This is a genomic window from Phaeobacter gallaeciensis (assembly GCF_001678945.1).
GTDB lineage: Bacteria > Pseudomonadota > Alphaproteobacteria > Rhodobacterales > Rhodobacteraceae > Phycobacter > Phycobacter gallaeciensis_A.
The window spans coordinates 2200977-2222625 of the sequence record NZ_CP015124.1; the positions used below are offsets into that span (position 1 = coordinate 2200977).

Below are 21649 nucleotides of genomic sequence, written 5' to 3' on the forward strand. Positions count from 1 at the left end.
AGAGCAGTGGAGGGGACAGCCATGCCGGAAGGGCGTTCAGGACAGGGTTTTGGCGGCGAAAGCCTGTTGTTTCTGACGGACGAACAGCTCCGCCAGGGGATCGAGGCGGTGTTCTTTGCCTACCGGGGTTTTACCGCAGATCCCGACCGGATCCTCGCCGAAATGGCCTATGGCCGGGCGCATCACCGGGCGATCCACTTTATCAACCGGGCGCCGGGCACAACGGTCAACAACCTGTTGACCATTCTGGGCGTCACCAAGCAATCGCTGAACCGGGTACTGCGCACCCTGATCGAAGACGGGCTGGTCGAAAGCAGGGTCGGCACCGCCGACAAGCGGGAACGGCATCTTTACCTCACCGAAAAGGGCGTGGCCCTGGAAACGGCACTGTCCGATGCCCAGCGCGCCCGCATGCGCAGCGCCTATAAAGAAGCCGGCCCCGAGGCGGTACAGGGCTTCAAGAAGGTGCTGGAAGCGATGATGGATGCGGATATGCGCCGGGTCTATGCCAAGCTGCGGGAAACCGGATCATGAGCACCAACGACGCACATCTGATGATCGTGGATGATGATGAGCGCATCCGCAGCCTGTTGAAGAAGTTCCTGATGCGGGCCGGGTTCCTTGTTACCGCCGCGCGCGACGGCGCCCATGCCCGGCGGCTGCTGGCCGGCCTCGATTTCGATCTGATTATCATGGATGTGATGATGCCGGGCGAGGATGGCGTCAGCCTGACCCGCGCCTTGCGCGAAACCATGACCACGCCGATCCTGCTGCTGACCGCCAAGGGTGAAACCGATGACCGCATCGCCGGGCTGGAGGCCGGGGCCGACGATTACCTCTCCAAACCGTTTGAGCCCAAGGAGCTGCTGCTGCGCGTCAACGCCATCCTGCGCCGGATGCCCGATACCGTGGCCGAGGACAGCATTCCCAAGGTTCTGCACCTCGGCGCCATCCGCTATGACATCGAACGGGGCGAGATGTGGCAGGGGGACGATCTGATCCGCCTCACCGGCACCGAAAGCCAGCTGATGAAGATCTTTTCCGCCCAGCCCGGAGAGCCGATCAGCCGGGCAAAACTGGTCGAGGATCTGGGCCGCGACCGGGGCCAGGCGCAAGAACGCGCCGTGGACGTGCAGATCACCCGCCTGCGCCGCAAGATCGAACCCAACCCGAAACAACCGCAATACCTGCAAACCGTGCGCGGTGCGGGCTATATGCTGGCGCCGGACTGAGCCACCCCCGGCCCCGCCCCAGACCGGTAAAGCTGCCGCCTTTCCACGGCGCGTTTATGCCGCTCTCACACCTCGACTTTGACGTGCAGATATGATCTGAACGCCCTGCCCGTCTCCGCCCGGGCACATGTGGAAGAACTGACAGAGGCAGCCAGATGACCGAAACCCAGACCCCCGTCGAAGAGATGAGCTTTGAACAGGCCATGCACGAGCTGGAACGCGTGGTGGATCAGCTGGAACGCGGCGATGTGGCGCTGGATGCCTCGATCGCGCTGTACGAACGCGGCGCGGCGCTGAAGAAACGCTGCGAGGACGAGCTGAAGCGCGCCGAGGAAAAGGTCGCCGCCATCACCCTGGATGCAAATGGCACCCCGACCGGCACCCAGCCGCTGGATGCGGGCTGAGGGCATGACCACGGAGATGCAGGCGGACACGCGCGCCTTTCAGGCGGCGCTGCTGGATGCCCAGACCCGGATCACCGCCCATATGGACATGCGGCTGGGCGGCACCGACCGGCTGCACGATGCCATGCGCTATGCCATGGTCGGCGGCAAGATGCTGCGCGGATTTCTGGTGCTGGAAAGCGCCCGCTTGCATGGTGTCGATGCCACCGCCGCGCTGGATGCGGCGCTGGCCATCGAATGCGTGCACGCCTATTCGCTCGTGCATGACGATCTGCCCTGCATGGACGATGACGATCTGCGCCGGGGTCAGCCGACCCTGCACCGCAAATGGGACGAGGCCACGGCGACGCTCGCCGGGGATGCCTTGCAGACATTCGCCTTTGAACTGTTAGCTGCCGATCACATCGGCCCGCAGGCGCTGGTGCTGATCCGGGCGCTGGCGCAATCGGCAGGCAAGGATGGCATGGTTTCGGGGCAGATGATGGACATCGCCGCGGAAACCGCAGGCACGCCGCTGACACTTGACGAAATCACCCGGCTGCAAGCCCGCAAGACCGGTTGCCTGATCGAATGGTCCGCCACCGCCGGTGCGGTTCTGGCCGGCGCGGATACCGGGCCTTTGCAGGCCTATGCCTCGGCGCTAGGGCTTGCTTTTCAGATCGCTGACGACATCTTGGATGTTGAAGGCGATGCCAGCAAGGTCGGCAAGGCCCTGCGCAAGGACGAAACTGCTGGCAAGGCCACCTTTGTCTCCCTGCTGGGGCTGGAACCGGCAAAAGCCCGCGCAGAAGAGCTGTGCGACACCGCCTGTGCCGCGCTTTCTCCCTATGGGGAAGAGGCTGCAATCTTGAAGGACGCCGCCCGCTTCGTTATTGCGCGCGATAGCTAACCTGCGCACCATTTGCTGCGCCACTCCCGAGGAGGAGCCATGTCTGAGAGGCCCCATACCCCGCTACTGGATCAGATCGCCCGCCCGGCGGATCTGAAAGGCCTCAGCGACCGCCAGCTGACGCAGGTCGCGGACGAGCTGCGCCAGGAGACCGTTTCGGCCGTTTCCGAAACCGGCGGCCACCTGGGCGCAGGCCTTGGCGTGGTGGAGCTGACAGTGGCGCTGCACGCGGTGTTCGACACGCCGCGCGACAAGGTGATCTGGGATGTCTCCCACCAGTGCTATCCGCACAAGATCCTGACAGGCCGCCGCGACCGCATCCGCACCCTGCGCAAGAAAGACGGGCTGTCCGGTTTCACCAAACGCGTCGAATCTCCCTACGACCCCTTTGGCGCCGCCCATAGCTCCACCTCGATCAGCGCGGCGCTGGGGTTCGCTGTCGCCCGCGATCTTGGAGGCAACGTGCCCGAAGGACTGGGTGATGCCATCGCGGTGATCGGCGATGGCGCCATGTCGGCTGGCATGGCCTTCGAGGCGATGAACAACGCCGGCCACCTGGGCAAGCGGCTGATCGTGATCCTCAACGACAATGAAATGTCGATTGCCCCGCCGGTGGGCGCGCTGTCGTCCTACCTGTCGCGCCTTTACGCCGAAGAACCCTTTCAGGAGCTGAAGGCCGTGGCCAAGGGCGCTGCCTCCTTGCTGCCGGAACCCTTCCGCGAAGGTGCCAAACGCGCCAAGGACATGCTGAAGGGCATGGCCGTCGGCGGCACCCTGTTTGAATCCTTAGGCTTTTCCTACCTCGGACCCATCGATGGGCACGACATGGACCAGCTTTTGCCGGTGCTGCGCACCGTGAAGGCGCGCGCCTCGGGACCGATCCTGATCCACGTGCTGACGAAAAAGGGCAAGGGATACGCCCCCGCCGAGCGCGCCGATGACAAAGGCCACGCCACGGCGACCTTTGACGTGATCACCGGCAAGCAGAACAAGCCGCCGTCGAACGCGCCGTCCTATACCTCGGTCTTTGGCGACGAGCTGGTGAACCTGGCCGCGAAGGACGACAAGATCTGCGCAGTGACCGCTGCCATGCCCGATGGCACCGGCCTGGGGTTGATGGCCGAACGCTACCCCTCGCGCACCTTTGACGTCGGCATCGCCGAACAGCATGGCGTCACCTTTGCCGCCGCACTGGCCGCCGGGGGGATGAAGCCCTTCTGCGCGATGTATTCCACCTTCCTGCAACGCGGCTATGATCAGGTGGTGCACGATGTGGCAATCCAGCGCCTGCCGGTGCGTTTCGCCATCGACCGCGCTGGTCTGGTGGGCGCCGATGGCGCCACCCACGCGGGCAGCTTCGACATCGCCTATATGGCCAACCTGCCCGGCATGGTGGTGATGGCCGCCGCCGACGAGGCCGAACTGAAACACATGGTCGCCACCGCCGCCGCCCATGACGACGGCCCCATCGCCTTCCGCTATCCGCGCGGAGAGGGCGAAGGTGTCGATATGCCCGAAGAGGCCGAAGTTCTGGAGATCGGTAAGGGCCGGATGATCCAGAAAGGCGCCCGCGTTGCGATCCTGTCTTTCGGCACCCGTCTGGGTGAGGTGAAAAAGGCGGCCGAGTCCCTGTCTGCCAAGGGGATCACGCCCACTATCGCGGATGCGCGGTTCGCCAAACCCTTGGACCGCGAGATGATCCTGCAGCTGGCCGAAGGTCACGAGGCGCTGATCACCATCGAGGAAGGCGCAGTGGGCGGTTTCGGCAGCCACGTTGCGCAGCTCCTCGCCGAGGAAGGCGTTTTCGATACCGGCCTGAAGTTCCGCTCGATGGTGTTGCCCGATACTTTCATCGATCAGGCCAGCCCGGCGGATATGTACGACGTGGCCGCCATGAACGCCCCGCAGATCGAAGCCAAGGTGCTGGAGGTTCTGGGTATCGCAACGATTGGGGAAAAGCGGGCTTAACACGCCGTCAATACGCCCGTGACTGCCTGGGGAGGCCCGGCCGATTGGTCCTACTACAAGGCTGGCGGATCCGCCGGGGGCGTGTAGCTTTCCAGATCCTCAGCCATTTTCACCGCGCGCAGGCCCGTGCGGTAATCGGGATAGGCCAGCGTGACGCCCAGTTCCTCCTTGATGCGGGTATTCCGAACGCGCTTGTTCTCTCCGTAGAAACTGCGCGCCATCGGGGTCATCCCGGCCTCATCAAAGGGCACTTCGGCAGGCACCGGCAGGCCCAGCAGCTCGGCGCCGTAACCAAGCACATCCTGCGGCGGAGCGGGTTCATCATCGCAGACATTGTAGATCGCACCCGGATTGGGTCGGTCGATCGAGGCCTCCAGTATCGTAGCGATATCCTCCACATGGATGCGGGAAAACACCTGTCCAGGCTTCACGATGCGCCGCGCCTTGCCCGCCATCAGCTTGGCAAAGGGACCGCGGCCGGGACCGTAGATGCCCGCGAGACGAAAGATGTGCAACGGTAGATCAGGGATCGCCTGCCATGCCGCCTCGGCCTGCGCGCGCCAGTTGCCGCGACGGCTGGAGGGGGCGACGGGCGTGTCCTCATCCACCCAGGCGCCGCCCTGATCTCCATAGACCGCGGTGGTGGAAAGATAACCGACCCAGTCGAACTGTCCAGACGCCGCGCGCGCCACCAGTTCCTCCCGCAGCGCCTCCATCACCGGATCTCCGCCCTCATTCGGACCAACCGAGGAGAGCACATGGGTGACGCCCTCCAGCGGGACGTTCGCGCCGGGCCATTGCAGCAGCTCCACGTCCTCATCCGGCTGGGCCTCACCCAGATCCCTCGTGGTGCCAATCACCCGCCAGCCCCGCGCCAGCATCCGCCGCGCCAGTGCCCGGGCCGAGTAGCCATATCCGATACAGAGAAGTGTTTTTGTCATGCCCCAATAGATGCGTCGCAGAGAGCCGCCCGGCAAGGGCGGAAATATCCGCGATGACGCAAACGGGATGGACCGGGGCGAAAACGGCGCTAAACCGGGGGCAGCGAACGGAAAAGGATCAGGCGATGGCGCTGCTACTCGGTGTGGATACGGGCGGAACCTATACGGATGCGGTGCTGATCCGCGACGAGGAAGAGGTGATCGCATCGGCAAAATCTCTGACCACCCGCCACGATCTAGCCATTGGCGTCGGTGGTGCGGTACGGGCGGTGCTGGCGCAATCCGGCGTTGCGGCGCAGGATGTCTCGATGGCAGCACTGTCGACAACACTCGCCACCAATGCGCTGGTCGAAGGGCAAGGTGGGCGGGTGGCGCTGATCTATATCGGCTTTGCCCCCGAAGATCTGGAACGTCACGGGTTGCGCGATGCGCTGAAAGGCGATCCGGCGCTGGTGCTGGCGGGCGGTCATACTCATGCGGGCAGCGAGGCTGCGCCGTTTGATAAAGACGCGTTAATGGCCTTTTTAGAGACTGAATCGGCAGGGGTGAGCGGCTATGCCGTGGCCGGTGTCTTTGCCACCCGCAACCCTGCGCATGAGCTGGAGGCTGCCCGGATCATCACCGAGGTGACCGGGGCGCCAGTCACCTGTTCGCATCAGCTGTCGGCAAAACTCAACGGGCCGAAACGGGCGCTGACAGCGGTGCTGAACGCGCGGCTGATCGGAATGATCGACCGGCTGATCGGGCGGGCACAGCACACATTGGCGGATCTTGGTATCACGGCACCCATGATGGTCGTGCGCGGCGATGGCGCCCTGATGTCGGCAGAACAGGCGCGGGAACGCCCCATCGAAACCATCCTCAGCGGCCCGGCAGCCTCGATCGTCGGCGCGCGCTGGATGACCGGGGTCGACACCGCGCTGGTCAGTGATATCGGCGGCACCACCACCGATGTCGCGCTGATCCGGGACGGCAAACCGGCCATCGACCCTGCCGGGGCGCGGGTCGGAGATTACCGAACCATGGTAGAGGCTGTGGCCATGCGCACCACTGGCCTTGGCGGCGATAGCCAGATCCATATCCAGAGCGAAGGGCTGAACGGCGGGGTAACTCTGGGTCCGCGCCGTGTGGTTCCGGTCTCGCTGATCGCCCATCAGGCGCCAGAGGTGGTGCATGCGGCGCTGGACCGGCAGGTCAACGCGACGGTTGTCGGGGAACACGACGGCAGGTTTGTCCGGGCGATCCCGGGTCAGCCGACCAGCGGCCTTGGTGAGCGGGAGGCGGCGCTGCTGGAGCGGATCGGCACCGATGTTCACCCCCTTGGCGCCGTGCTGCGCACCCGGATGGAGCAAGGCGCCCTGAACCGGCTGGTGGATCGCGGGTTGGTGCAGCTGGCCGGCGTCACCCCGTCGGATGCCTCCCATGTGCTGGGCCGCCTGAACGATTGGGACAGCGCAGCCGCCGAAAAGGCGTTGTCCATCTTTGCTCGCCGCCGCATCGGCAGTGGCGATCCGCTGGCCCCGGATGCCCAGACGCTGGCGGGCATGATTATCGACCAGCTGACAGAACAGACATCATTAGCCTTGTTAGAGACTGCTTTTGCCGAAGAAAGCGACACATTCGGATTGCCCGCAGATCAGTTGGCCCGCCACGTTCTGCTGCGCAGGGGGCTGGAAAATCACCGGGGCATGCTGTCGCTCAGCGCGGCGCTGAACGTGGATGTGGTGGGGCTTGGGGCCTCGGCCCCCAGTTACTACCCGGCGGTGGGGGAACGCCTGCATTGCCGGATGATCCTGCCCGAACATGCGGGCGTCGCCAATGCCATCGGCGCCGTCGTCGGCCGCGTCACCCTGCGCCGCAGCGGCACCGTGACTTCCCCTGCCGAGGGGAAATTCCGGGTACATCTGGAGGATGGGCCGCAGGATTTCAACGCCTCTGAGGACGCGCTGGCCTTGCTTGAAACCCATCTGAGCCAAGAGGCAGAGAAAGAGGCCCGCGCCGCAGGCGCCGAGGATATCCATGTGCATGTGGAGCGGGATATCCGCACCGCCCAGGTCGAGGCGCGCGAGGTCTTCGTCGAAGCCTTCATCACCGCCGAGGCCAGCGGCCGCCCGCGCGTGGCACTTGGCTGACAGCCAGCAAGAAAGAACCCGCCCCTGCGGCAGCAAGGACGGGTTCAGCACCTTATATTCCGATGATATCAGGCTCTATTCTGCGGCATCTGCCCGTTTTGGCAGCACCCAGTCGGGGCGCGGGAAATGGCAGGTATAGCCATTGGGCAGACGCTCCAGATAGTCCTGATGCTCGGGCTCTGCCTCCCAGAAATCACCGACGGGTTCCAGTTCGGTCACCACCTTGCCGGGCCAGATGCCCGAGGCATTCACATCGGCAATGGTGTCTTCGGCCACGACCTTTTGCGCGTCATCCACATAGTAGATGGCCGAACGATAGCTCATCCCGATGTCATTGCCCTGCCGGTTCACCGTGGTCGGATCGTGGATCTGAAAGAAGAACTCCAACAGTTCCCGGTAAGAGGTCTTTTCCGGATCAAACAGGATTTCGATCCCTTCGGCATGGGTTCCGTGATCGCGGTAGGTGGCATTGGGGACATCACCGCCGGTATAGCCGACGCGGGTCTTGATCACCCCGGGGCGTTTGCGGATCAGGTCCTGCATGCCCCAGAAACAACCGCCGGCCAGGACGGCACGTTCAGGATTGCTCATCTGTTATCCTCCACTTGGTCGATATAGTCGCCATAGCCTTCGGCCTCCATCTCGTCGAGAGGAACGAAGCGCAGTGACGCCGAGTTGATACAATAGCGCAGGCCACCCCGGTCCAGCGGCCCATCCGGGAACACGTGGCCCAGATGGCTGTCACCATGAGCCGAGCGGACCTCGGTGCGGATCATGCCCAGCGAGCGGTCTTCCAGCTCGGCCACATGCGCCGGTTCGATGGGTTTCGTGAAACTGGGCCAGCCGCAGCCGGATTCATATTTGTCGGACGAAGCAAACAGCGGCTCCCCCGAGACGATATCCACATAGATACCGGGCGCCTTGTTATGCAGCAACTTACCCGTGCCGGGGCGTTCGGTGCCGGATTTCTGCGTGACGTAGTACTCTTCGTCTGACAGGGCGGCAATGGCATCTGGATCTTTGGTGTATCGCGTCATGTCGGGTCTCCGGCAAATCGTGGTGAGTCAGTACATGGGCCGCTGCGACGAAAATGCAAAGCGATTATTGCCCATCTCGCGGTCTTGTGCGGCAGCGGGTCATCCCGAAATGATCCAAACCGGCGCCTGGTCCGTAGCCCTTGTAACAACGGTGGAGAGTGGAAATGGTTCGAATATGGGTACTGACGGCGCTGTTGATGGTGGGACAGATGGTGCAGGCGGCACCTGTCGGGGGCGTCTTTGCCTCCATCGATGGCGGCAAGATCGACATATCATCCTTCCGGGGGCAACCGGTTCTGGTGGTGAACACCGCCTCGCGCTGCGGCTTCACCAAGCAATACGACGGGCTGCAAACGCTCTATGACCGATACAAGGACCGCGGCCTAGTGGTGCTGGCCGTGCCGTCGAATGATTTCAAACAGGAATTGTCCAGCGCCGAAGAGGTCAAGGAATTCTGCGCCCTGAACTATGATCTGACCCTGCCGATGACCGACATCACCCCGGTGCGGGGCGATGGGGCGCATCCGTTCTTCCGGGCGGTGCGGGCGGAAACCGGATTTGAGCCGGGCTGGAACTTCAACAAGATCCTGATCGCCGCCGATGGCACGGTTGCGGGCACCTGGGGTTCCATCACGCGGCCTCTGTCGGGGCAGATCACCGGCGCCGTCGAAGCCAACCTGCGGCGATAACAGAAATCTATTCCGCGGGTTTCGCTGCGACTTTGGCCGTTCTGCCCGGCTGACGGGACAATTGCACCGCCAGAATGCCGCCGGTGACAATCACCACCCCAACAATATCCAGCGGCCCCAGTTTTTCACCCAAAAGAAGGCTGGCGATCGCCACCCCGAAGACCGGGTTCAGAAAGTGGAAGGTGGCCGCACGCACCGCGCCAATGCGGTTCAGCAGCAGCACCCAGATAAAGGTCGCGGCAAGCCCCGGCACCAGCGTGGTATAGGCAAAGGCCAGTGCCAGCGGCAGGGTCGGATTGACAAAGATATCCTCGAACAGCGGCGCGGCGATGAACAGGCAGGCCGATCCGATCAGCATCTGCAACCCGACCACCATCATGAAATTGCCGCCCGATGTGGCCCCGCGCAGGGCCAGAGTTGCCAGGGTCAGGGCCAGAACGCCGACACCGCAAAGCGCCATGCCGAACAGATCGACCCCGGCGCTGATCCGGGTGCCCATGATCAGGGCAACGCCGACAACACCGGCCAGAAGGCCGACAATACCCAGGGGTTTCAGACGTTCCCGGAACACCAACCAGGAGGCCAGCGCCACCAGCAAAGGCATTGTCGAAGCGATGATCGCCGCCAGCGACGCTTCGATCGTCTGCATGGCGACAAAGTTCAGCCCCAGATACAGCGCATTCTGACAAATCCCGAAAATGATGGTCGCGCGCCACTGTCCGCGTGTCAGCCGCCAAGTCTGTCCCATTGCCAGCGCAATGGAAATTCCGATCAGGCCCGAGATCAGGAACCGCACCGCCAGGGAAAACAGCGGCGAAGCATCCACGACGATGATCCGCGCCGAGGTGAAAGCCGAGGACCACATCAGGGCAAATGTCAGCCCCATGGCGATTGCACGAATATCCAAAGCTGATCCTCCCCTGAATTGCCCGGACAGTCCCGCAAAAGGCGCCGGGGCGCAAGGCCCGCTCACATCACAGTGAGACATCCCGGCTGGTCCCGCGCCCAAAAAGAAAGGGCCGCCCGAGGGCGACCCAAATTCCTGTCAGATCCAAAGGATCCGGTCCGAGACTTATGCGTCTTCGTTGACGCTGTCTTTCAGAGCCTTGGCGATGGTCATTTTGACAACCTTGTCGGCTTCTTTCATGAACTTTTCGCCAGTGGCAGGGTTGCGCACTTCGCGCTCGGGGCGCTCGCGGCAATAGATCTTTCCGACACCGGGCAGGGTCACGGCGCCGCCGTTGGAAACTTCACGCGTGATCAGCGCGCAGACGGCGTCCAGAGCGGCACCAGCTGCTTTCTTATCGCTGCCCATTTCCTCAGCCAGCGCTGCGACAAGCTGGGTTTTGGTCATCGGTTTGGACATTCTTAGCTCTCCTTAAAACTGCCCGAACTGTGGGGCCTCATTGCGTGACATTATCGTTATGTTGTGCGGTAACACAACGCGTAGCGATAGCAAAGATCGTGAAAACAAGCGAATTTCCGCAGAAATTTGGGGAAAACTAGCCTCAGAGGAAGGCCGTTTCATCAAAAGAGCGCAGTTTTCGGCTGTGAAGCCGCTCCAATGGCATGCCGCGCAGCTGCTCCATTGCCCGAATTCCGATCTGCAAATGGCGCGCAACCTGAGTCTGATAGAAGTCCGACGCCATGCCGGGCAGCTTCAGCTCGCCATGCAGCGGCTTATCCGAGACACAGAGCAATGTGCCATAGGGAACCCGGAAGCGATAGCCATTTGCGGCGATCGTCGCGCTTTCCATATCCAGCGCAATGGCGCGCGACTGGCTGAGCCGCTGCACCGGGCCGGACTGGTCGCGCAGTTCCCAGTTGCGATTGTCGATGGTGGCGACGGTGCCGGTGCGCATGATCCGCTTCAGATCGTAGCCTTCGAACTCGGTCACCTCGGCCACGGCCTGTTCCAGTGCGATCTGGATTTCCGCCAGCGCCGGGATCGGGGTCCAGACAGGCAGGTCATCATCCAGCACGTGATCCTCGCGCAGGTACGCATGGGCCAGCACAAAATCGCCCAGCGCCTGCGTGTTCCTGAGGCCGGCACAATGGCCCACCATCAGCCAGGCATGCGGCCGCAGCACCGCGATATGATCGGTGGCGGTTTTGGCATTGGACGGGCCAACGCCGATATTAACCAGCGTGATGCCGCTGCCATCCGCCCGTTTCAGATGGTAGGTCGGCATCTGCGGCAGTTTGGCGATGGCTGGAATGTCGGCATCTGCATCGGTGATCTCATGATCGCCGGTACTGACAAAACTGCTGTAGCCCGAGGCCGGATCGGCCAGCTGCGCGCGCGCATAGGCTTCGAACTCGGCCACGTAGAACTGGTAGTTGGTGAACAACACGTGGTTCTGGAAATGGGACGGATCGGTTGCCGTGTAATGGGCCAGCCGTGCCAGCGAATAATCGACACGCTGCGCAGTGAACAGTGACAGGGGGCCGCTGCCATTGGCGGGCTGATGAGTGCCGTTGACGATATCATCATTCGTCGTGGACAGATCCGGCACGTCAAACACATCGCGCAGGGTAAACCCGGCGGCGCCGTCCTGTGGCACCGTCAGATCCTGCCGCGAGGCCACGGCAAAATGCACCGGGATCGGCGTTTCCGAAGCACCGATGACCACTGGCTGTCCGTGGTTCTTGATCAGCAGGCCGATCTGCTGGATCAGGTAATTGCGGAACAGGTCCGGGCGCGTCACCGTGGTGGCATAGGTTCCCGGCATCGACACATGGCCAAAGCTGAGCCGCGAATCCACTTGCGCAAAGGAAGAAGTGGTAAAGCGAATTTCAGGATAGAAGGCGCGGATACGCTGATCCTGCGGCGCATTTCCAGACATCACCGCCATGAAAGCGTTGCAAAGGAACTCCGTGGACTGCCGATAAAGCAGCTCCAGCCGCTCCACGGCCTGCGCCGCGTCAGTGAATGTCTCGGGGGCGGGATGTTCAGGCAGGCGGATGGTGGTCATGAAATCGGCTCTAACACGGGGATTTTCTTGAATGTGCGCACATCCACCAGCCCCAGATCTGAAATCCGCAGCTCAGGAATTACCACCAGCGCCAATAGCGAATGCTGCATATAGGCGTTGTTCAGCTTGCAGCCACAGGCCTCCATCGCCTCGACCATCTTCTGCGCCTTGGCGGCAACCTCGGTCGCTGGGCTGCTGGACATCAGGCCCGCGATGGGCAATTCGACCAGCGCCAGCTCCTCTCCGTCGCGGAACAGGGTGATACCGCCGCCGACCTCGGCCAGGCGATTTGCGGCCAGCGCCATCTGCTCCCGGTCGGTGCCAACCACGATCATGTGGTGGCTGTCATGCGCCACGGTCGAAGCCATCGCCATGGACCCCTGATAGCCAAAGCCCGAGACAAAGGCGTTGGTGACGCCGCCCGTGGCCTGATGGCGTTCGACCAAAGCGATCTGGCAGACCTCGCCGCTGCCTTCGACCAGCCCTTCGACCACTGGCAATTCCGCCTTCAGCGCCTTGGTCGGGGCCTGGTTCTCTACCACGCCAATCACATTGGCGGTAACCGAGTTCGCCCCCTCCGGCGCCTTCAGTTCAAAATCACCCGCCGACAGCGCGTGGCCCAGATGCACGGTACCCGTGGCGCTCTCTGGCCAGTCATAGTGCGGGCATTCAACAGTAATAGAGCCGTTTTCTGCCACGATCTGCCCACGCGCGATCACCAGTTCGATGGGCAATTCGCGCAGGTCCGAGGTCAGGATTACATCCGCGCGCCGCCCAGGGGTGATCGAGCCAAGCTCGCGCTCCAGCCCAAAGTGCGTCGCCGTGTTGATGGTCGCCATCTGCAGCGCGATTACCGGATCGCAGCCGCAGGCGATGGCGTGGCGCACCACCCGGTTCATATGGCCATCGTGCACCAGCGTGCCGGAATGGCAGTCATCGGTGCAGAGAATGAAGTTGCGCGGATCCAGGCCCTTTTCCGTCACAGCGGTGATCTGGCTTTCGACGTCATACCAGGCCGAGCCCAGCCGCATCATTGACCGCATGCCCTGACGGACCCGGGCGATGGCATCGGCTTCGCAGGTACCTTCGTGATCATCCGCCGGGCCACCGGCCACATAGGCCGCGAAATCCGGTCCCAGATCGGGAGAGGCATAATGCCCGCCTACTGTTTTACCTGCCCGTTGGGTGGCGGCGATTTCCGCCAGCATCTTGGGATCGGCGTTGGCGACGCCGGGGAAGTTCATCATCTCACCCAGACCGATGATGCCGGGCCATGTCATCGCCTCGGCCACGTCTTCGGCGGTGATTTCATATCCGGTGGTTTCCAGCCCCGGCGCCGAAGGCGCGCAGCTGGGCATCTGGGTGAAGATATTGACCGGCTGCATCAGCGCCTCGTCATGCATCATACGCACGCCATCAAGGCCCAGAACATTAGCAATCTCATGCGGGTCGGTGAACATCGAGGTGGTGCCATGCGGGATCACCGCGCGGGCAAATTCCGCCGGAGTCAGCATGCCGGATTCGATATGCATATGGGCATCGCACAGGCCGGGAACCATAAAGCGACCGTTGGCCTCGATCACCTCTGTCTCTGGTCCGGTGCAATAAGAGGCGTCCGGCCCGACATAGGCAATGCGCCCCGCGACGATGGCGATGTCGTGCCCGTCCAGCACTTCACGGGTGTGGACATTCACCCATCTGCCCTGACGGATCACCGTATCTGCGGGCGCGCGGCCTGCGGCAACTTCGATCAGTTTCGGGGCGGAATCGGGCCAGCTGGGAAATGCGGTCTGTGTCATGCGCCAATTGTTCTGATTGCGCTCACAAGTGCAAGGGCCGAAGGCATCCTGTCATCAAAGGATCACCTTCTGCACAAAGCGAAAAATCCCCCTTGCCACTTCCCTGTCGGCGGAGGAGGCTGGGGCAGGATGATCAATGAGCCCTGAAACAGGCTCTAATTTGGATATATGAAGAGGTTCCCATGACCGTCACGGATCTGCGCCCCGATGTCGACCGGCAGAATATAGAACACTGGCAGGAGCGGGTGGACCTTGCAGCGACCTTCCGCTGGACCGAGCGGCTCAATATGCACGAAGGGGTGGCGAACCATTTCAGCCTCGCGGTGAACCCCGAAGGCACGCGGTTCCTGATGAACGCCAACCAGATGCATTTCACCCGCATCACCGCCTCGAACCTGTTGCTGCTGGATGCGGATGATCCGGCCACGATGAACCGGCCCGATGCCCCCGATCCCACCGCCTGGGGGCTGCATGGCTCGATCCACCGCCTGTGCCCGCACGCGCGCTGCGTGATGCATGTGCATTCGATCTTTGCCACGGTTCTGGCCTCTCTCGCCGACAGCAACCTGCCTGCCATCGACCAGAACACCGCGACCTTCTACGACCGTTACGTAATCGACGATGGCTATGGCGGTCTTGCCTTCGAGGATGAAGGCGCCCGCTGCGCCGCCATGCTCACCGATCCCAAGAAGAAGGTGATGATCATGGGCAACCATGGGGTTCTGGTGATCGGCGACACGCCCGGCGATACCTTCAACCGGCTCTACTATTTCGAACGCGCGGCCGAGACCTATATCCGCGCCCTGCAGACCGGCCAGCCGCTGCGCTATCTGTCGGACGAAGTCGCCGAAAAGACCGCTGCCGAGCTGGACGCCTATCCCGGGCAGGCCGAAGCACACCTGCGCGAGATCAAGGCAGTACTGGACAGCGAGGGGTCAACTTACGCAAGCTGAGGCGGGGCCTGTCCCCGCATGAGTTGTTGATGAGGGCTGCCCGATGCATGCGATTGCCGATACCACCCGTCTGACGGCAGAGGGCGTGATCACCGCCGATCAGGCCCGCATCATCGAATCCCGCGCCCGCGAAGCGATGATCACCCTCGGGGTCAACGTCATCCTGTGCCTCGGGATCCTCGCGGCGACGGGCGGCTTCATCTTCTGGCTGGCCGATCCGCTGCCCGTGGCGATTGCGGGTCTGCTGATGACCCTCACCGGGCTGGCGATCCTGGCCCGGGGGGGCGAGATGTTCCACATGTTCGGCAACGCTGCCACGCTGATCGGCGCAGGCATGCTCATCGGTGGCGCCACGCTGGAACTGATGGACAATTACGAAGAGATCGCGGGCTGGGTCCTGTGGCCTGTGGGTGGTTTGCTGCTGGCAGTTCTTTCCCTGCGGTACTGGCGCGGCGGGCTATCGTCGCATTTCGTGCTGGGGGCGCTGATCCTGATGGGGCTGGCCGTCCATATCATCGGGATCGAGGCGCTGAGCAGACAACACGATATCGGCTCACCGCTGCGCAACTTTGAAATGCTGTATTATGCGGCGCTGCTGGCGGGGATCGGCGCGCTGATCGACGTGCGGCTGGTCACCGCCTTTGCTCTGGCGCCTTTTGCTCAGGCGCTGGAAACGGGCAGCGCCTATTTCCACGCCGCCTACGTGTTCTATTCCCCGGAACCGACCCTATCGATTCTGCAGATGTCTGCGCTGATCGCCCTGTGCCTGTGGCTCGCCCGCAGCCAGCCGGAACGCATTGCGCGGCATCTGCGCATTCTTGTCATGCTGGCCTTTGTGGTGGCCAACCTCTGTGCACTGGTCGGTTCGCTGTGGGGGGATTTCGTGGGCGAAACCATCTGGGGGCCGGGACGCTATTACGGCAGCGTCCATCAGGACTGGGACAGCTTCAATGCCGCGCGCACCGTGTTCCGGGACACTGCGCTGGAGCTGTCGGCCAATCTCTATTCCATCCTCTGGGCACTGGCGCTGGCGGGCATGGTGGTCTGGGCGGCGATGCGCAACGAACGCGGTCTGTTCAATGCGTCGCTGACCTTTGGCGGCATCCACGCCTATACCCAGCTGTTCGAGAGCTTTGCCGATGAACCGCTGGCCTATGTGATCGGCGGACTCACGGCGGTTCCGCTGGCCTGGGGGATCTGGCGGCTGAACCTGTGGATCACTGCCCGGCAGGCTGCCCCCTAACCCCTACCCCCTGCGCATCTGGCGCGGGGTACTGCCGAACTCCTGCCGGAAGGCACGTGTCATGGCGCTGGGATCCTCATAGCCGCAACGCAGGGAAATCTCGGCCACGCTGAGCGTGGTTTCCAGCACCAGTTTGCGCGCCTGTATCAGCCGCAGCCTGCGATAGACCGCTTGCGGCGGCGCGCCCAGTTCCGCCTTCATCCGCGCCTCCAGATCCTTTTGACTGCGGCCCACCCGGCGGGCGACCTCTCCGATGGGCAGCGGCATCTCCAGATTGGCCTGCATCAAGTCGATGGCCCGCACCAGCGACCGGCTGCGGGCCAGTGGGATGACCTGACCGCCAGTGGCCTCCGGGCTCATGAACAGGGCCGCAAGCTCCAGCCGCAGCGCTTGGCCGTGGCGTTCCGCGATCAGATCCAGCATCAGCTCGAAGGCAGCCAGCGCGCCGGAACAGGTGACCCGATCCCCGTCCCGCACATAACGCAGCCGCTGCGCATCGACCGAGGGGAAGGCCTCGGTGAAACCCTGCAACTCTTCCCAGTGGATGGTAGCCCGGTGCCCGTCCAATAGCCCCGCAGAGGCCAGCAGCCAGGCCCCGGCATCAAACCCCGCCATCACCGCGTAGCGCCGCGCCGCAGCCCGCAGCCCGCGCAACGCCTTATCGGTGGCCAATGGCCGGTAATGATAGCTGGGCATGGCGATCAGCATGTCGCCGCCGTATTCAGCGAGCCGCCCGTGCGCGTTGACCTCCATCCCCGCCGAAGACACCGCCGTGCCGCCCTCCAGCGTAAGAAAGCGCCAATCGTAGATCTGCCGCCCGGCCAGCGTATTGGCCGCGCGCATGGGCTCGACTGTATTGGCCAAACAGTGACCCGAGAAATCATCAAACAGCAGCACATCCACCTGCTGCGGTGCGGCGCGATCTTTCACCCAACTTTGCATGATTTTCTCCATTTACGCATGAAACCTACCTATATCCCGCGTAGTCTCCCGGACAAGCGAACAAGAAGGATTCCGCAGATGCAGTTTGGGATGACCGAAGAACAGTCGATGATCGTCGACACCACCCGCGCCTTTGTCGAAAAAGAGCTGTACCCGCATGAGCTTGAGGTGGAGCGCAGCGGTCATCTGCCGATGGAGCTGATCAAGGAGCTGCAGGCCAAGGCGATGGAAGCGGGTCTTTATGCCGCCAACATGCCCGAAGAGGTGGGCGGCGCCGGGCTCGATACGCTCAGCTGGCTGATGTACGAAAAGGAACTGGGTCGCGCCAACTACGCGCTGCACTGGACCTGCGTTGCGCGCCCGTCGAACATCCTGCTGGCCGGTACGGATGAGCAGAAGGAAAAGTACCTCTACCCCTGCATGAAGGGCGAAAAATGGGATTGTCTGGCGATGACAGAGCCGGGCGCCGGGTCCGATCTGCGCGGCATGACCGCCACGGCGCGGGCGGATGGGGATGATTACATCCTCAACGGCACCAAGCATTTCATCAGCCACGCCGATATTGCCGATTTCGCCATCGTCTTCATGGCCACGGGTGAAGAGGATACCCCGCGCGGGCCGAAAAAGAAGATCACCGCCTTTTTCGTCGACAAGGGCACGCCGGGCTTCAGCGTGCGCGACGGCTACCGCAATGTCAGCCACCGCGGCTATACCAACGCGGTGCTGGAATTCGACGATTGCCGCCTGCCGAAATCCGCCATTCTGGGTGAGGTGGACAAGGGGTTCGAGGTTGCAAACACTTGGCTAGGCGCAACGCGACTGCAGGTTGCGGCCACCTGTCTGGGCCGCGCTGAACGCGCCTTGCAGCATGCGGTGGAATACTCCGCCGAGCGCAAGCAATTCGGCCAGCAGATCGGGAAATTTCAGGGCGTGTCCTTCAAACTGGCGGATATGGCAACCGAGCTGAAGGCAGCAAACCTTCTGACCTGGGAAGCAGGCTGGAAATTCGATCAGGGCAGCGTCACCGAAAGCGACATGTCCATGGCGAAACTGAAGGCGACTGAAATGCTGGCCATGGTCGCGGATGAGGCGATCCAGATTCACGGCGGCATGGGCCTGATGGACGAACTGCCGCTTGAGCGTATCTGGCGCGATGCCCGGGTTGAACGGATCTGGGAAGGCACCAGCGAAATCCAGCGCCACATCATCAGCCGGGAGTTGCTGCGTCCTCTGGGCGGGTAACCCCCGGTGGTGAAGACCATATTTCACTGCTACCGGCCGTTTTTCACTCATTGGATGAGCACCGAATTTGGGTCAGATTTCGCGACCTGTTTACGGTACGCCTCTGTCGCAGACCTGATACCGTCGGGTTCCTGTGCAACCAAAGTGCAGCGATCTCCCGGGAAAAAAGGCAGTTCAAAAACGACAACCCCCCGGACCCAAAAGGAACCGGGGGGCGTTCTGAAATCGCGGTCTAAAGCATCCCTACTCAATCCGCACAACCATAAAGGGATCATTTCGTTAATGAAACGTTATCAGCGCGGCTATAATTCCGCCCTTGGCCCAAAATTTTTCAGTTTGCATGGGGTTTCAGCATGACTCCGCGCCTGTCACGACTGTTGCGGCCCGAAACAATCGCCGTCATTGGCGGCGGCGACTGGTGTCGGCTGGTGGTTGAGCAATGCCGGTCGATGGGATTCGCTGGCCAGATCTGGCCAGTTCACCCCAAGGCCGAAGAGATCGCAGGTCTGCCCGCCTATGCATCGGTTGCGGATCTGCCCGCTGCACCGGATGCCAGTTTCATCGGGGTGAACCGCTTTGCCACTGTGGATATCGTCGCCGACCTTGCCGCCCGGAATGCCGGCGGAGCGGTCTGTTTCGCCTCCGGTTTCCTCGAGGCCCAGGCCGAGGATGCCGAAGGCGCTGACCTGCAGGCCAAGCTGCTGGAGGCCGCGGCCGAGATGCCGATTCTCGGACCGAACTGCTATGGCTTCATCAACTATCTGGACGGCGCGCTTTTGTGGCCGGATCAGCATGGCGGGCAACCCACCGACAGCGGTGTGGCCATCGTCACTCAAAGTTCCAACATCGCCATTAACCTCACCATGCAGCAACGCGGTCTGCCCCTTGCCTATGTGGTGACAGCGGGCAATCAGGCGCAATCCGGCATCGCCGACATTGGCGCCGCCCTGCTGGAAGACGACCGGGTGACGGCCCTTGGTCTGCATATCGAAGGCTTTGGCGATCTGCGGGCCTTCGAGGCCCTCGCCCAGCGTGCCCGGGAGCTGGGCAAACCCATTGTTGCCCTCAAGGTTGGAAAATCAGCCGAGGCACAGGCAGCGACCGTTTCCCATACCGCATCGGTCGCCGGGGGAGATGCCGGGGCGGCAGCGCTGCTCGCCCGCCTTGGCATTGCGCGGCTCGATGATCTCTCTTCTTTCCTTGAGACGCTGAAACTGCTGCACGTCACCGGGCCTCTCGCCTCAAACCGGATCGCCTCGATCAGCTGTTCTGGCGGCGAGGCCAGTCTGGCGGCGGATACGGCCCATGACCTTGATGTGGTCTTTCCGCCGCTGAACGAGCGCCAGACGACCAACCTGCGCGCGGCGCTGGGACCGATGGTGGCACTGGCCAACCCGCTGGATTACCACACCTATATCTGGCGCGACGTCGATGCGATGACCCGCGCCTTTTCCGCGATGATGGACCCATCGCTGGCGATGACCCTGCTGATCGTCGATTTCCCGCGCCCCGATCGCTGCTCGGCCGCGGACTGGGACTGCGCGATTGAGGCCGCGATTGGCGCCCGCCAGCAGACTGGCGCCAATGTCGGGATGGTAGCCTCACTGTCCGAACTCTTGCCCGAAGAAGTCGCGGCGCAGCTGATGGCGGCAGGCGTGGTGCCCTTCTGCGGATTGCGCGAAGCGATCATCGCCTGCGAAGCCGCCGCAGGATCCCCCCTGCCCGCTGCCGAGCCGCTGTTGCTGCCCACGCCGACGGTGGATCCCGATCTGATCCCCGAGGCCGAAGCCAAGCGGCGCCTTGCGGATTACGGACTGCGTATCCCGAAATCCCATCGCGCAAAAACACCGGGCGCAGCGCGCGCCAGCGCAGCCGACATTGGCTACCCGGTAGCGCTGAAAGGTGAAGGCGTTGCCCACAAGACCGAGGCGGGCGCCGTGGTTCTGAACCTGATGTCCGGCGGCGCCGTAAGCGCGGCCGCAGAGCAGATGCCTGCCTCCTCCTTCCTGGTCGAAGAGATGATCACGGATGCGGTGGCCGAACTGCTGATCGGCGTAGTGAAGGATCCAGCACATGGCTTTGTCCTGACCCTGGCCGCCGGTGGAACCCTGACCGAATTGATGCAGGACAGCGTCTCACTTCTGCTGCCCGCCAGCGACGCGGCCATCGAGGCTGCGCTCAGCTCCCTGCGTATCGCCCGGGTGCTCGACGGCTATCGGGGCAGACCCGCCGCAGACCACGCGGCCATCCTGCGCGCCGTTCGCGCGGTCGGCTCTTATGTGCTGGACCACGCCGAAGGACTGGAAGAGATTGAGATCAACCCGCTGATTTGTACCGCCGATGATGCCATCGCGGCGGATGCGCTTATGCGCAGAAAGGACTGGATGAGATGACCGACACAGATACCGCACAGAGCCCCGTCAAAACCCGCCGCGAAGGCGCCATCCTTGAGGTGACACTGGACCGACCAAAGGCCAACGCCATCGACCTGAAGACCAGCGTTGTCATGGGCGAGGTGTTCCGCGAATTCCGCGATGATCCCGAATTGCGCGTCGCCATCGTGACAGGTGGCGGTGACAAGTTCTTCTGCCCCGGCTGGGACCTGAAGGCTGCCGCGGATGGTGATGCCGTCGATGGCAATTACGGCGTTGGCGGCTTCGGCGGCCTGCAGGAAATGCGCGAGATGAACAAACCGGTGATCGCAGCGGTGAACGGCATCGCCTGTGGCGGTGGGTTGGAACTGGCGCTGTCAGCCGACATGATCCTTGCTGCCGATCACGCCACCTTTGCCCTGCCGGAAATCCGTTCGGGCACGGTGGCCGATGCGGCCTCGATCAAACTGCCCAAACGCATCCCCTATCACATCGCCATGGAGCTTTTGCTCACCGGACGCTGGTTCGACGCAGAAGAGGCGAACCGTTGGGGTCTGGTGAATGAAATCGTCGCCGCCGATCAGCTGATGGACCGCGCCTGGGAGCTGGCCCGGCTGCTCGCCTCGGGGCCGCCGCTGGTCTATGCGGCGATCAAGGAAATCGTGCGCGATGCCGAAGATTCCAAGTTCCAGGACGCGATGAACCGGATCACCCAGCGGCAATTGCGCTCGGTCGATGTGCTCTATGACAGCGAAGATCAGATGGAAGGTGCCCGCGCCTTTGCCGAGAAACGCGATCCGGTCTGGAAGGGCCGCTAGAGCTTTTCGGGCT

The 21649-nt window shown here is 62.8% G+C and carries 20 protein-coding genes; 12 read left to right on the forward strand and 8 right to left on the reverse strand.

The window, feature by feature from the left end:
* The first annotated feature begins 21 nt into the window (after nt 1-21).
* The 5 genes from JL2886_RS10555 to dxs all read left to right on the forward strand — a co-directional run bounded on the left by JL2886_RS10555 (nt 22) and on the right by dxs (nt 4493).
* Entirely contained in the window at nt 22-534 is a 513-nt protein-coding gene (locus JL2886_RS10555; RefSeq protein ID WP_065271965.1) for a MarR family winged helix-turn-helix transcriptional regulator, read from the forward strand.
* Entirely contained in the window at nt 531-1232 is a 702-nt protein-coding gene (locus tag JL2886_RS10560; RefSeq protein WP_065271966.1) for a response regulator, read from the forward strand. The genes JL2886_RS10555 and JL2886_RS10560 overlap by 4 nt, the downstream gene beginning before the upstream one ends.
* 155 nt (nt 1233-1387) lie before the next feature.
* Nucleotides 1388-1636, forward strand: a complete 249-nt coding sequence (locus tag JL2886_RS10565; RefSeq protein ID WP_065271967.1) for an exodeoxyribonuclease VII small subunit — start codon at nt 1388-1390, stop codon at nt 1634-1636.
* Between the two features lie 4 nt (nt 1637-1640).
* Complete coding sequence (locus JL2886_RS10570) at nt 1641-2525, forward strand: polyprenyl synthetase family protein (RefSeq protein ID WP_065273641.1); 885 nt, start codon at nt 1641-1643, stop codon at nt 2523-2525.
* 39 nt (nt 2526-2564) lie between these two features.
* Entirely contained in the window at nt 2565-4493 is a 1929-nt protein-coding gene (gene dxs, locus JL2886_RS10575) for a 1-deoxy-D-xylulose-5-phosphate synthase (protein WP_065271968.1), read from the forward strand.
* 53 nt (nt 4494-4546) lie between these two features.
* Here dxs and JL2886_RS10580 read toward each other — a convergent pair whose 3' ends face one another.
* Complete coding sequence (locus JL2886_RS10580) at nt 4547-5434, reverse strand: SDR family oxidoreductase (RefSeq protein WP_116560347.1); 888 nt, start codon at nt 5432-5434, stop codon at nt 4547-4549.
* A 125-nt stretch (nt 5435-5559) separates the two neighbouring features.
* Here JL2886_RS10580 and JL2886_RS10585 point away from each other — a divergent pair, with 125 nt between their 5' ends.
* Nucleotides 5560-7566 (forward strand): hydantoinase/oxoprolinase N-terminal domain-containing protein, encoded by a 2007-nt coding sequence (locus JL2886_RS10585; protein ID WP_065273643.1) that lies wholly within the window; start codon nt 5560-5562, stop codon nt 7564-7566.
* A gap of 75 nt (nt 7567-7641) precedes the next feature.
* On the opposite strand, the gene msrA is transcribed toward JL2886_RS10585, so the two are convergent.
* Nucleotides 7642-8157, reverse strand: coding sequence for a peptide-methionine (S)-S-oxide reductase MsrA (gene msrA, locus JL2886_RS10590; RefSeq protein ID WP_065271969.1), 516 nt, complete (start codon nt 8155-8157; stop codon nt 7642-7644).
* On the reverse strand, nt 8154-8603 hold the full coding sequence (gene msrB / locus JL2886_RS10595) for a peptide-methionine (R)-S-oxide reductase MsrB (RefSeq protein WP_065271970.1): 450 nt from the start codon (nt 8601-8603) through the stop codon (nt 8154-8156). Before msrB ends, msrA begins: the two co-directional genes overlap by 4 nt.
* Before the next feature lie 164 nt (nt 8604-8767).
* Between msrB and JL2886_RS10600 the strand changes: the two genes are divergently transcribed.
* Nucleotides 8768-9292 carry a glutathione peroxidase gene (locus tag JL2886_RS10600; RefSeq protein WP_065271971.1) on the forward strand — a complete coding sequence of 175 codons (525 nt, stop codon included), beginning with the start codon at nt 8768-8770 and terminating at the stop codon, nt 9290-9292.
* A 7-nt stretch (nt 9293-9299) separates the two neighbouring features.
* Here JL2886_RS10600 and JL2886_RS10605 read toward each other — a convergent pair whose 3' ends face one another.
* The 4 genes from JL2886_RS10605 to ade all read right to left on the reverse strand — a co-directional run bounded on the left by JL2886_RS10605 (nt 9300) and on the right by ade (nt 14066).
* Nucleotides 9300-10199, reverse strand: a complete 900-nt coding sequence (locus tag JL2886_RS10605; protein WP_065271972.1) for a DMT family transporter — start codon at nt 10197-10199, stop codon at nt 9300-9302.
* A gap of 165 nt (nt 10200-10364) precedes the next feature.
* Nucleotides 10365-10658 (reverse strand): HU family DNA-binding protein, encoded by a 294-nt coding sequence (locus tag JL2886_RS10610; RefSeq protein ID WP_065271973.1) that lies wholly within the window; start codon nt 10656-10658, stop codon nt 10365-10367.
* A 142-nt stretch (nt 10659-10800) separates the two neighbouring features.
* On the reverse strand, nt 10801-12267 hold the full coding sequence (locus tag JL2886_RS10615; RefSeq protein WP_065271974.1) for an AMP nucleosidase: 1467 nt from the start codon (nt 12265-12267) through the stop codon (nt 10801-10803).
* Complete coding sequence (gene ade, locus JL2886_RS10620; protein ID WP_065271975.1) at nt 12264-14066, reverse strand: adenine deaminase; 1803 nt, start codon at nt 14064-14066, stop codon at nt 12264-12266. Before ade ends, JL2886_RS10615 begins: the two co-directional genes overlap by 4 nt.
* A gap of 182 nt (nt 14067-14248) precedes the next feature.
* Here ade and JL2886_RS10625 point away from each other — a divergent pair, with 182 nt between their 5' ends.
* Nucleotides 14249-15019, forward strand: a complete 771-nt coding sequence (locus JL2886_RS10625) for a class II aldolase and adducin N-terminal domain-containing protein (RefSeq protein WP_065271976.1) — start codon at nt 14249-14251, stop codon at nt 15017-15019.
* A gap of 43 nt (nt 15020-15062) precedes the next feature.
* Entirely contained in the window at nt 15063-16262 is a 1200-nt protein-coding gene (locus JL2886_RS10630) for a hypothetical protein (RefSeq protein ID WP_065271977.1), read from the forward strand.
* Nucleotides 16263-16265: 3 nt separating this feature from the next.
* Here JL2886_RS10630 and JL2886_RS10635 read toward each other — a convergent pair whose 3' ends face one another.
* A complete protein-coding gene (locus JL2886_RS10635; RefSeq protein ID WP_065273644.1) occupies nt 16266-17204 on the reverse strand; it encodes a GlxA family transcriptional regulator in 939 nt (312 codons plus the stop codon).
* Nucleotides 17205-17282: 78 nt separating this feature from the next.
* Between JL2886_RS10635 and JL2886_RS10640 the strand changes: the two genes are divergently transcribed.
* From JL2886_RS10640 to JL2886_RS10650, 3 genes are all read left to right on the forward strand, one after another.
* Nucleotides 17283-18446: an acyl-CoA dehydrogenase family protein gene (locus tag JL2886_RS10640; RefSeq protein ID WP_065271978.1), complete on the forward strand. Its 1164-nt coding sequence runs from the start codon at nt 17283-17285 to the stop codon at nt 18444-18446.
* 353 nt (nt 18447-18799) lie between these two features.
* A complete protein-coding gene (locus JL2886_RS10645) occupies nt 18800-20839 on the forward strand; it encodes an acetate--CoA ligase family protein (protein WP_065271979.1) in 2040 nt (679 codons plus the stop codon).
* Nucleotides 20836-21636: a carnitinyl-CoA dehydratase gene (locus tag JL2886_RS10650; protein WP_065271980.1), complete on the forward strand. Its 801-nt coding sequence runs from the start codon at nt 20836-20838 to the stop codon at nt 21634-21636. Before JL2886_RS10645 ends, JL2886_RS10650 begins: the two co-directional genes overlap by 4 nt.
* Nucleotides 21637-21649 lie beyond the last annotated feature (13 nt).